Here is a 1,051-nt window from a genome sequence, read left to right on the forward strand (position 1 = left end):
GGCTGACCGTAAGGTCGCCGATAACTAGGCTTCGCGATCGCGAAGTCGACCATACTCACTCGTTGGTCAGTTTTGAGAGTTCAACTCTCAAAATTGCTGAAATTTCGAACGTGGCTTCGGCCATCGTTACAAAATTTCATCATTGATCCTTGAAAACTGGATAACGAAACGAAATTTGCGTTTTAGAAACAACTCTTTTAGCTGAACTTGTGTCAAAACAAGTTTAATAAAGGTAGTGACTGCAGAGCGAAGGTTTTGGGATGACCGAACTTTAGGTAGTGCGCGGCTGCTTGCGAGAGCAAGTCAGTAAGCGACGAACGAGGAGAGGGCAGCGCAAAACCGGAGCGAATTGGTTAAGCTACTAAGAGCACACGGAGGATGCCTAGGCGCTAGGAGCCGAAGAAGGACGTGGCGAACAACGAAACTGCCTCGGGGAGCTGTAAGCAAGCTTTGATCCGGGGATGTCCGAATGGGGAAACCCGGCTGGAGTAATATCCAGTCACTCATGCCTGAATACATAGGGCATGAAGAGGCAGACCAGGGGAACTGAAACATCTAAGTACCCTGAGGAAGAGAAAACAAAAGTGATTCCGTCAGTAGCGGCGAGCGAACGCGGATTAGCCTAAACCAAGGGGCTTGCCCCTTGGGGTTGTGGGACGTCTCACATGGAGTTACAAAGGAGCATATTAGATGAACAGGTCTGGAAAGGCCGGCCAAAGAAGGTAAAAGCCCTGTAATCGAAAGTGTGCTCCCTCCGAGACGGATCCCGAGTAGTGCGGGGCACGTGAAACCCCGTATGAATCCGCCAGGACCATCTGGTAAGGCTAAATACTCCCTAGCGACCGATAGTGAAGCAGTACCGTGAGGGAAAGGTGAAAAGCACCCCGGAAGGGGAGTGAAAAAGAACCTGAAACCGTGTGCTTACAAGAAGTCAGAGCCCATTTTAGGGGTGATGGCGTGCCTTTTGTAGAATGAACCGGCGAGTTACGTTTGCAAGCAAGGTTAAGCCGATAAGGCGGAGCCGCAGCGAAAGCGAGTCTGAATAGGGCGA

1 rRNA gene is annotated in these 1,051 nt (G+C 50.6%); it reads left to right on the forward strand.

Annotation, left to right across the window (positions count from 1 at the left end):
* Positions 1 to 351 precede the first annotated feature (351 nt).
* Positions 352 to 1,051 (forward strand): 23S ribosomal RNA (locus FRY98_RS28330); the annotation flags it as partial.

This window comes from Paenibacillus faecis (assembly GCF_008084145.1).
Classification (GTDB): domain Bacteria; phylum Bacillota; class Bacilli; order Paenibacillales; family Paenibacillaceae; genus Fontibacillus; species Fontibacillus faecis.